Genomic DNA, 9348 nt, shown 5'->3' with positions numbered 1-9348 from the left:
GCTTGCGCGCTTCTCGGACGCCAGACGGTGCCGCGCGCTACTTGACCACCTCGCGTGGCGTCCGAGAAACCTACAGCTTAGCCGACGCTCGCACCTTCGCCGAACGGTGGAGGCGCACCAGAGGCAAGCGGTGAAACTTGTGTCAGGTGCAGAACACTAGCGACAAGCTCAGAGCGGTGCCAAGCGATTTGCAAATCGCTTGGCCAAGGCCGTTCGAACGGCCTTGCGCCCCTCACCATGCCTTAGTCGCGCAGCAGCTCGTTGATGGCTGTTTTCGAACGGGTCCGCTCATCCACACGCTTGACGATGACTGCACAATATAGGTTCAGGTTGTTCTTGGTCGGCATCGACCCCGACACCACCACCGAATACGGCGGCACTTCGCCCATGAACACTTCGCCGGTCTCACGGTCGACGATCTTGGTGGACTGGCCAATATAAACGCCCATCCCCAGAACCGAGCCTTCGCGCACGATGCAGCCTTCAACCACTTCGGAGCGTGCCCCGATAAAGCAATTGTCTTCGATGATCGTCGGCCCGGCCTGCATCGGCTCAAGCACGCCGCCAATGCCGACACCGCCCGACAGGTGAACATTCTTGCCGATCTGGGCACAGCTTCCGACGGTGGCCCATGTATCCACCATGGTGCCTTCGTCCACATAAGCGCCAAGGTTCACAAAGGATGGCATCAGCACCACGCCCGGCGCGATATAAGCCGATTTGCGCACCACGCAGTTCGGCACGGCGCGAAAGCCTGCGGCGGTCCATTCAGTGTCGCCCCAGCCTTTGAATTTGCTGTCGACCTTGTCCCACCAGCCACCGCCTTGCGGGCCACCGTCCTGAATTTCCATATCCTTGATGCGGAAACCCAGCAAAACCGCCTTTTTGGCCCATTGGTTGACGTGCCAATCCCCATTGTCGTCGCGTTCGGCAACGCGCAATTGGCCGCTATCCAGCGCGTTCAACGTGTCTTCGATTGCTTCGCGGGTTTCGCCGCCTGTGCTGGGCGTGATCTGATCGCGGGTATCCCATGCGGCCTCGATGGCCTGTTCTAGCTGGGCGTTCGACATGTGCGGGCCTCCGTTTGCATTTCATTTGTCTGGTCCCGGCTTTAGGGCGTGAGGCCGCCAAAGGCAATCGGGCAAGCGACCGCAGATGGCATGGCACCGACGCGCGGGCTTGTCTGACGCCGATTGCATCGCTATGGCCCTTGCTCATGACCGACAACGCCCGATCCCACGGCCGCAAATCCATCAAGGCCACGCTGAAGCCGCAAGAGTTGATGACCGACAGCCCCCTGCTGGCGCGGGCATGGCGCGCGCAGGTGATCACGCTGCTGCCGAACGCCTTTCCCGGTGTTCTGGGCGAAAGCCTGACCGGCAAGGCGTTAAAAGACGGGCTGTGGCAGCTTGACGCGATTGATCTGCGCCGGTTTGGCGAGGGCAAACACCGCAATGTCGATGACACCCCTGCCGGGGGCGGCGCGGGCATGGTGCTGCGCGCTGATGTCATGGGCCAGGCCATTGAGCACGCCTTGAAAGACGCGCCCAAAAACGCGCCCTTGATTTACCTTAGCCCGCGCGGCAAACGCTTTGATCAGGCCATGGCGCGACGGCTGTCGCAAGCCCCCGGCGTCACGTTGATTTGCGGACGTTTCGAAGGTCTGGACCAGCGGGTGATCGACCACTACGGCATCGAAGAGGTGTCTTTGGGCGATTTTGTCATGACCGGCGGCGAGATTGCCGCTCAGGCCTTGATTGATGCGACAGTCCGACTTATACCCCGCGTGCTTGGGAATCAGGCGTCGACGGAAGACGAATCGTTTTCCGATGGCCTGCTTGAACATCCCCAGTACACGCGACCAGCCACTTGGAAGGGCCTGCCGATCCCCGAAATTCTTCTTTCGGGTCATCATGGGAATATCACTGACTGGCGGCAATCGCAGGCCGAAAGGCTGACAAAGGAACGACGACCTGATCTCTGGCGGGCTTACAGTGCGGCGCATGGTAGGGACCCGGATGAAGACCAAGAGCTCTGAGGCGGCAGCAAACTTTGCGGGGAAAACCGCAAGCATATAGGAGAAATAGCGATGGATCTGATCGCTCAACTGGAAGCCGAGCAAATCACAGAGCTTGGCCAGGAAATCCCGGACTTCAAGGCCGGTGACACGATCCGTGTCGGGTACAAGGTCACGGAAGGCACGCGTTCGCGTGTGCAGAACTTTGAAGGCGTCTGCATCAGCCGCAAGAACGGCGTAGGCATCGCCGGCAGCTTCACGGTGCGCAAGATTTCCTTTGGTGAAGGCGTCGAACGTGTGTTCCCGCTTTACTCAACCAACATCGACAACATCACTGTGGTGCGCCGTGGCCGCGTCCGTCGCGCCAAGCTGTACTACCTGCGCTCGCGTCGGGGCAAATCGGCCCGTATCGCCGAGGACAGCACATACAAGCCCAAGAAAACCGGCAAGTCGGCATAAGGAGCGGCACGATGAAAAAAGACACCCACCCCGATTATCACGTCATCGACGTCAAAATGACCGATGGCACAATCGTGCAAATGCGGTCCACCTATGGCGCGGAAGGCGACACGCTGTCGCTGGATATCGACCCCTCGGTGCACCCGGCATGGACCGGCGGCAGCTCGCGCCTGATGGACACCGGCGGCCGTGTTTCGAAGTTCAAGAACAAATACTCCGGTCTGGGCTTCTAAAGCCTTCCCCGCGATACAAAACGGCAGCGCCGCCCCCTTGGGCGGCGTTTTGCGTTTCTGGGCCATGTTCTGAATGGGCAAAACGCCCCGCGGCAAGGCTGCAAAAAGATGGGCCAGCACCACACTTACAGACAGACTGTGGCTTTCCAATCAAGCCCCTCGCGGATAATGTGCCGCAAACAATGCAGCCCGGATAAGGGACAGGGGAACACACATGGCGCATATTATCGTCGTCGGAAACGAAAAGGGCGGTGCGGGCAAATCCACAGTGTCGATGCATGTGGCCACGGCCCTTGCGCGGTTGGGGCATAAAGTTAGCGCGCTTGATCTGGACCTGCGGCAAAAGACCTTTGGCCGCTATTCGGTGAACCGCGCCGCGTTTTTGGAAAAATCCGGCCTCGCATTGCCAAGCCCCTACTATCACGACCTGCCCGAGGTGGATCAGTCCAGTTTGAAACCCGGCGAAAACGTGTACGACAGGCGGCTGTCGGCGGCTGTCGCGGAACTGGAACCCGATAGCGATTTCATCGTGATCGACTGTCCCGGCTCGCATACCCGGCTCAGTCAGGTGGCGCATTCGCTGGCCGATACGCTGATCACGCCCCTGAACGACAGTTTCGTCGATTTCGACCTGCTGGCCCATATCGACAGCGACGGAAAAAAAATCATTGGCCCGTCTGTTTATTCCGAAATGGTCTGGAGCGCCCGGCAATTGCGCGCGCAGGCCGGCCTGAAACCCATTGACTGGATCGTGGTGCGCAATCGCCTTGGCGCGCAGCAAATGGTCAACAAAAAGAAAATGGGCGAGGCGCTGGACAATCTGGCCAAGCGGATCGGGTTTCGTGTCGCCCCCGGCTTTAACGAGCGCGTGATCTTTCGGGAATTGTTCCCAAGGGGGCTGACCTTGCTGGATCTCAAGGATATCGGCGTCAAACAGCTCAACATCTCGAATATCGCGGCCCGGCAAGAACTGCGCGAGTTGATCAAGGCGTTGAATTTGCCCGGCGTCGAGGCGAATTTCTAAGCGATACCCAAAATGACGCGGGCAAGCTGCTTACTCGATGATTTCGATAACAACATTCCCACGGCCGTTTTCCTCGATTAACTGATACAAGATTTTCGCATCGTCCGGGTGAAGGCGCACACAGCCCGCCGAGGCGGGCTGGCCCAACCTGTCGATCTGCGTGGTGCCATGAATGGCGAAATTTCCCCAGAAAAAGATCGACCACGGCATCGGCGCGTTGTTGTAAAGCGTTGAATAATGCATGCGGCGCATGGACTGCACCGTAAACATGCCTGTCGGTGTGAATTTGCCCGGTCGCGCTGTCGAGACCGGCCACGTATAAGCCGCATCCCCGTCAATGACGACAGTCATCGCCTGATCCGACAGGTCTATGCGCGCCTCAACCTCTGCCGCCCAAGAGGGCGCCGCGACAGCCAGCCAAACTGCAATCAGTCGCCACATCAGGCTGTCATGTGCCGCGCCCGCGCGCCCCGTTCAATGGCTACCGCATGCAGGCGATCAATGTTCAGCTCGTAGCGGATTTCTTCCAACAGGCGCAATTCGGTGTGCTGGATCATGCCATCGGCGGCCGCCACATCGCAGGCCAAGGCATAAGCGGTTTCGAACAGAGTTTCAGGCAGGTTATCACGCACCAGACCAAACAGCGCGTCCAGACCATCTTCGACGCTGAACAGGTCGAACACGGTTTGCGCCATCACGTTCATCCGGTCCAGATCGTAGTTGGCGAACACCGGCAGGTTGTTGACCGCCCCCTCGATCTTGACCAGTTCCGCGGTGCGAATCTGTTCGTCCGACGCCGAGATTGCGATCATCACCGCCACTAGGCAGTCCTGAGGTGTCAACGGATGGGGGATTTGATCGTTCATCATGCGTCCTTTCAAGGGCTTGTTGCAGCGCAGAATATTGACTGTGCCGCGCCTCGGCAATAGGAAGCAAACGACCTTGGCGCGCCCATGCGCACAGGAAAACACGGGAATACGCACATGTCCGAGATACGCGAAGCCGCGATGAGTTCGAAAGCCTGGCCTTTTGAAGAAGCGCGCCGCGTGCTCAAACGGTATGAAAAAGCCCCGCCCGAAAAGGGATATGTCCTGTTCGAAACTGGATATGGCCCCTCGGGCCTGCCGCATATCGGCACCTTTGGCGAGGTGTTGCGCACGACGATGATCCGCCGCGCATTCGAAGTGATCAGCGACATCCCAACCAAGATGATCTGTTTTTCCGATGATCTGGACGGGATGCGCAAGGTACCCGGCAACGTGCCCAATCGCGACATGCTGCACGAGCATTTGCAAAAGCCGCTGACCAGCGTGCCTGACCCATTCGGGACACATGAAAGTTTCGGCCATCACAACAACGCCATGCTACGCCGGTTTCTGGATACCTTTGGCTTCGAATACGACTTCATCTCGGCGACCGACTTCTATCGGACCGGCCAGTTTGACGAGGTGCTGTTGCGGTCCGCCGAACGCTATGACGACCTGATGGCCGTCATGCTGAAATCGCTGCGCGAAGAGCGGCGCCAGACCTATTCGATCTTCCTGCCGCTGCACCCCGAAACGGGCCGGGTTCTGTATGTGCCGATGAAAGAGGTGAACGCCAAGGATGGCACCATCACCTTTGACGACGAAGAGGGCCGCGAATGGACACTGCCCGTCACCGGCGGCAATGTGAAACTGCAATGGAAGCCCGATTTCGGCGCCCGTTGGGCCGCGCTTGGCGTGGATTTCGAAATGTATGGCAAGGACCATTCGACAAACACGCCAATTTATGACCGCATCTGCCAAATCCTTGGCTGGAAAGCGCCCGAGCATTTCACCTATGAACTGTTCCTCGACGATACCGGGCAGAAGATTTCCAAATCCTCGGGCAACGGCATCAGCATTGACGAATGGCTCAGCTATGCCTCGACGGAAAGCCTGAGCTATTTCATGTATCAAAAGCCGAAAACCGCCAAGCGGCTTTATTTCGATGTGATCCCCAAGGCGGTGGATGAATATCACCAGCAATTGCGCGCCTATCGCGATCAGGATGCTAAGGCGCGATTGAACAACCCGGTGTATCACATTCACAACGGCGACGTGCCCGAAAGCCGCATGGTAGTGCCGTTCTCGATGTTGCTGAATCTGGCGTCGGTCGCCGGGGCCGAAGACAAGGAAACGCTGTGGGGCTTTATCCAACGCTATGCACCCGAGGCCAGTGCCGACACGCATCCCGATCTGGACGCCGCCGCCGGGTTTGCGGTGCGCTACTACAATGACTTTGTGAAGCCCGGCAAAACCTACCGCGCCCCCACCGATCTGGAACGTGAGGCGCTGGAGGATCTGCGCGACCGCCTGAAGGCATGGGATGGCACGGCCGATGCAGAAGAGCTGCAAGGCGTGGTCTTTGCCTGTGGGCGCGAACGCTTCGACCCGATGCGCGACTGGTTCAAGGCACTGTATGAGGTTCTGTTGGGTGCCTCGCAAGGGCCGCGCTTTGGCGGGTTCATCGCGCTTTATGGCGTGGAGGAAACCGTGCAACTGATCGACGATGCCTTGGCGGGCAAGCTGGCGTGAATTGCGTGATTGCGGGGGACTTGGCGGCTTGCTAGGCTTCCCGCAAACGCACAGGAGGCATGGCATGATCCGGACAGTAGCAGTGACCCTTGGACTTGTGGGGCTGGTTGTGGCCTGCGCCAAGGCCCCTTCGATGCCCGAGCCGCCCGAGGGGCAGGCCCTGTATCAGGCGAATTGCGCGCAATGTCATGGCATATCAGGCACCGGAGACGGCGAATGGGCTATGTCCATGCAGCCGCGCCCGTCTGACCTGACCAAACTTAGCGAGAACGGCACATTCCCCCGTGCCCATGTCCTTAGCGTCATTGACGGCTATGATCGCACCGGGTTGCCGGGGCAGGAGATGCCCGAGTTTGGCCTGCTTCTGGAAGGCGACACCGTGCCGGTGGATGTGGGTGACGGCGTGTTCACCCCCACCCCACGCCCCTTGGCGGCGCTGTTGGTGTATCTGGAAAGCATCCAGCAATAACACCCCTCAAATCCGGCATATACCCTTCAGCTGCGCGCCCCGCCACGGCAACAGAACGCTGCCGGGTTGCGGCAGATCGGACATCGGGAAAGCACCGGTCAGCATATCACGCAAACGCTTTGTGCGCGGCGCGTCCGGGTCCAGCGTGGCGCAACAGACATATTCCTCGACGATACTGGCCTGCTGTTCATAGCCATAGTCCAGAAAATCTGGCGTGGTGGAAATATCGAACAAATACGGGTCATCGCTAACCCGATGTTCCCGCGCCGCGCGCAGCGGCGAATAGCCGGTTTGCCGCCGGTTCTGCCATTGCCAGACATGCACCATTTCATGCGCAAAGATCATCGCATGAACAAGGCTCATGAAGTCAGGGTAGCGTGGCATGTAATCGGGTTCGTACCAGTCCTTGGCGAAAAACACCTTGTTGTGCACCACCACAGCCGCCGGGGCCACGGTGACGGTGGGGCTTGTCGGCTCGGGCAGGATACGTTCGCGGCAGGTCAGGCGGGGGCGTTTCTGGCGCGGATAGGTCACCTTGCCGATCAACGCGCCATCGACCACGCGGATACGGTCGGTGTTCAGGCTGTCACCATGCAAACGGCTGGCGAAATCGGCCTCGGTCGGGGTCAGAGGCCGCCCGCACGCGATCAAAAAAAGGGGAACAAGAATCCAAAGCCAGCGCATGGATCAGACCGTAGCAAGAGATACCCAGCCCGCACAGTGGAAATCACAGCGCGGCCGACCAGTTAGCCCTGCACCATAACCCGGAACGAGCGCGGATATCTATAAAGCTGGCTGACCTTGCCCGCGTCCAGCACGCGCGCCAAAGGCGCCGGGCGGCTACGCAGGTAATGCTTGCGCAGGTCAAGGCAGACCACACCACCATTTTCCAGCGTCTGCACCATTAGGTCGGCATAGTCATCGACCGGATAATGAAACCCGCAGGAGTAAAAACTGATCACCATATCCGCCGATAGCCCTGACAGTTTGCCTGGCTCTTTGATCGGGTTGAGGGTGGCCACCTTGGTTTTGGCCGCGCCGTTTGCGTGCAACAAGGCCTTGGCCGCCGCAAGGCTGGCATAGCCGCTGCCGCTATCGGCCCAGCCGTGATATTGATCATCCGTGTGTTCAATATCCACAAGCGTGAAGCGCGGTTTGAAATCACGTTGAAAGAACAGATCGGGCAAGGCGTGGCCACAGCCGATATCAATCAGAGATTTTGGCTTGATCCCTTCAGCCTCTAGATAGGATTTCACCGTCTGATATTCGCAGCCAATTTCCAGAAGCGCACCGTTCAGGATATCGTCGCGGCGGGTGGCCACCTCTTGCATCAGGGGGGCGGTATCGCCGTCCATATAGGCCTTGCGGGATGGGGCCGAGATGTTCTTGGTCCGCTGAACACCGATCAAGGCGACATCATGATCGCTCAGGCTTTCGGTTTTAAATGCAAGGTGGGCAATATCCTCGGGGCAAGCCAAGGCTTCAACATCGGTACGGTCTAACATGAAACGGCCTGTATAATGGGTGGTGTGGTGGATGTTAGCAAGGTTTCACACCCCGCGCACGGGTTTTGTGTGTGCGAGGGGAACAGGCCGCGGGAATGAGCGCGGGCGCCGGGCCGGTGCGCAATGAATGTGCACCCTACGTAGCCTACGTAGCCTACGTAGCCGCGCGATGGCCAGACCGCGGGATGGCGACCGGCGTTTATTCGTCGTGCTTTATGGTGGCGGTGTTCGGAAAACTTTGACGGGCGCGCCGACGTGACCCAATCGCCAGCCCGGGGGGCGGTCTGGCGATCGCGCGGCGGCGCTACGCGCCTTGATTCCGCGCGGGATAGGTTCTTGAAGCTGGTGGTTCGAGAATATTTTCAGCCACTAAACGCTTGAGGTATGATCAAGTGCCCAAAACTCTCTAAAATTAGTAGATGGAAGTTGGTTCTCTTCTGTTTCTAAAGATTTTAGGTAACTGTGCAGAAGCTCGATATGTGGACGTAACGAGTCAGTTTTAAAGACATGCATGTAGTCGAGGTCATCTTTCAAATCGGCATGGTCTTGGTGAATACACCGATCACGTAATTCCGTCAGAGCTTTTACCTGTTTACTACAATTGTTGCCCGTAGCTACTTTGAGGCCTTGGGATATTTTTTTCCCGCGTTTTGTCTTTGCAAGCTCTAACTCAAGTCGGTCTTGTTTTAAGTTTGCCAGATAAGAGAGCATTGTAAGACCCTCGAGAATGCTGAAGGTCGATAAAATTGAGTCGATGACAATAGATGGTCGAACCGCACCGCTCAGTGTCTGGTTTTTACGGATTTTTGCCTCGTCATCGGCAAGAAGTAAGCCAACCTTTACTTCAAGCCCTGCCAGCCTGAAGCTAGCATTGGAAATTGCTTTGCCATAATCGAATTTGGATTCTGAAAAACTTTCCTTAAAAGCGCTTGTTAGATACGATTGCCAAGTTCTTTTTGTGTTGCAGTGATAATATAGATTTGGGATTTCAAACTCAGTAGCTGCTAAGTGAAGGACCACCGGCTGACGCCGGAGGCATCACTTGGAGGAATGTAATTCCAGGTACTGCCGGATGACGTCGTC

12 protein-coding genes are annotated in these 9348 nt (G+C 57.9%); 6 read left to right on the top strand and 6 right to left on the bottom strand.

Translation table 11 applies throughout. The features are described 5' to 3' along the window. Nucleotides 1–242 precede the first annotated feature (242 nt). A complete protein-coding gene (gene dapD, locus HAT86_RS16425; protein WP_167200434.1) occupies nucleotides 243–1070 on the bottom strand; it encodes a 2,3,4,5-tetrahydropyridine-2,6-dicarboxylate N-succinyltransferase in 828 nt (275 codons plus the stop codon). 146 nt (nucleotides 1071–1216) lie between these two features. Between dapD and trmD the strand changes: the two genes are divergently transcribed. From trmD to HAT86_RS16405, 4 genes are all read left to right on the top strand, one after another. After that, entirely contained in the window at nucleotides 1217–2038 is an 822-nt protein-coding gene (gene trmD / locus HAT86_RS16420; protein ID WP_167200431.1) for a tRNA (guanosine(37)-N1)-methyltransferase TrmD, read from the top strand. 51 nt (nucleotides 2039–2089) lie between these two features. Then, nucleotides 2090–2476, top strand: coding sequence for a 50S ribosomal protein L19 (rplS, locus tag HAT86_RS16415; protein ID WP_167200428.1), 387 nt, complete (start codon nucleotides 2090–2092; stop codon nucleotides 2474–2476). Nucleotides 2477–2487: 11 nt separating this feature from the next. Then, a complete protein-coding gene (rpmE, locus tag HAT86_RS16410; protein ID WP_167200425.1) occupies nucleotides 2488–2709 on the top strand; it encodes a 50S ribosomal protein L31 in 222 nt (73 codons plus the stop codon). Between the two features lie 214 nt (nucleotides 2710–2923). After that, nucleotides 2924–3733: a division plane positioning ATPase MipZ gene (locus tag HAT86_RS16405; protein ID WP_167200422.1), complete on the top strand. Its 810-nt coding sequence runs from the start codon at nucleotides 2924–2926 to the stop codon at nucleotides 3731–3733. Between the two features lie 30 nt (nucleotides 3734–3763). Here the strand turns inward: HAT86_RS16405 and HAT86_RS16400 are convergent, their stop codons facing one another. Continuing rightward, complete coding sequence (locus HAT86_RS16400; RefSeq protein WP_167200419.1) at nucleotides 3764–4174, bottom strand: L,D-transpeptidase; 411 nt, start codon at nucleotides 4172–4174, stop codon at nucleotides 3764–3766. Further along, nucleotides 4174–4599: a tellurite resistance TerB family protein gene (locus HAT86_RS16395; protein ID WP_167200416.1), complete on the bottom strand. Its 426-nt coding sequence runs from the start codon at nucleotides 4597–4599 to the stop codon at nucleotides 4174–4176. Before HAT86_RS16395 ends, HAT86_RS16400 begins: the two co-directional genes overlap by 1 nt. A 117-nt stretch (nucleotides 4600–4716) precedes the next feature. Here HAT86_RS16395 and HAT86_RS16390 point away from each other — a divergent pair, with 117 nt between their 5' ends. Beyond that, complete coding sequence (locus tag HAT86_RS16390) at nucleotides 4717–6291, top strand: lysine--tRNA ligase (RefSeq protein WP_167200413.1); 1575 nt, start codon at nucleotides 4717–4719, stop codon at nucleotides 6289–6291. 64 nt (nucleotides 6292–6355) lie between these two features. After that, entirely contained in the window at nucleotides 6356–6760 is a 405-nt protein-coding gene (locus HAT86_RS16385) for a c-type cytochrome (RefSeq protein WP_167200410.1), read from the top strand. 6 nt (nucleotides 6761–6766) lie between these two features. On the opposite strand, the gene HAT86_RS16380 is transcribed toward HAT86_RS16385, so the two are convergent. From HAT86_RS16380 to HAT86_RS16370, 3 genes are all read right to left on the bottom strand, one after another. Beyond that, nucleotides 6767–7444, bottom strand: a complete 678-nt coding sequence (locus HAT86_RS16380) for a hypothetical protein (RefSeq protein ID WP_167200407.1) — start codon at nucleotides 7442–7444, stop codon at nucleotides 6767–6769. Nucleotides 7445–7506: 62 nt separating this feature from the next. After that, a complete protein-coding gene (locus HAT86_RS16375) occupies nucleotides 7507–8265 on the bottom strand; it encodes a hypothetical protein (protein WP_167200403.1) in 759 nt (252 codons plus the stop codon). Between the two features lie 369 nt (nucleotides 8266–8634). Next, nucleotides 8635–9285 carry a hypothetical protein gene (locus tag HAT86_RS16370; RefSeq protein WP_167200401.1) on the bottom strand — a complete coding sequence of 217 codons (651 nt, stop codon included), beginning with the start codon at nucleotides 9283–9285 and terminating at the stop codon, nucleotides 8635–8637. Nucleotides 9286–9348 lie beyond the last annotated feature (63 nt).

Origin of the sequence: Roseovarius gahaiensis, from assembly GCF_011601345.1 — a bacterium.
GTDB classification, from domain to species: Bacteria; Pseudomonadota; Alphaproteobacteria; order Rhodobacterales; family Rhodobacteraceae; genus Roseovarius; species Roseovarius gahaiensis.
The sequence above is the reverse complement of the archived record's forward strand: the minus strand, read 5'-3'. Positions and strand labels throughout refer to the sequence as shown.

Excerpts from the sequence above, each read along its gene's own strand:
- dapD (WP_167200434.1), bottom strand. The coding sequence starts at position 1,070 with ATGTCGAACGCCCAGCTAGAACAGGCCATCGAGGCCGCATGGGATACC.
- rplS (WP_167200428.1), top strand. The coding sequence starts at position 2,090 with ATGGATCTGATCGCTCAACTGGAAGCCGAGCAAATCACAGAGCTTGGC.
- rpmE (WP_167200425.1), top strand. The coding sequence starts at position 2,488 with ATGAAAAAAGACACCCACCCCGATTATCACGTCATCGACGTCAAAATG.
- HAT86_RS16375 (WP_167200403.1), bottom strand. The coding sequence starts at position 8,265 with ATGTTAGACCGTACCGATGTTGAAGCCTTGGCTTGCCCCGAGGATATT.
- HAT86_RS16395 (WP_167200416.1), bottom strand. The coding sequence starts at position 4,599 with ATGAACGATCAAATCCCCCATCCGTTGACACCTCAGGACTGCCTAGTG.
- HAT86_RS16390 (WP_167200413.1), top strand. The coding sequence starts at position 4,717 with ATGTCCGAGATACGCGAAGCCGCGATGAGTTCGAAAGCCTGGCCTTTT.
- HAT86_RS16400 (WP_167200419.1), bottom strand. The coding sequence starts at position 4,174 with ATGTGGCGACTGATTGCAGTTTGGCTGGCTGTCGCGGCGCCCTCTTGG.
- HAT86_RS16405 (WP_167200422.1), top strand. The coding sequence starts at position 2,924 with ATGGCGCATATTATCGTCGTCGGAAACGAAAAGGGCGGTGCGGGCAAA.
- HAT86_RS16385 (WP_167200410.1), top strand. The coding sequence starts at position 6,356 with ATGATCCGGACAGTAGCAGTGACCCTTGGACTTGTGGGGCTGGTTGTG.
- trmD (WP_167200431.1), top strand. The coding sequence starts at position 1,217 with ATGACCGACAACGCCCGATCCCACGGCCGCAAATCCATCAAGGCCACG.
- HAT86_RS16380 (WP_167200407.1), bottom strand. The coding sequence starts at position 7,444 with ATGCGCTGGCTTTGGATTCTTGTTCCCCTTTTTTTGATCGCGTGCGGG.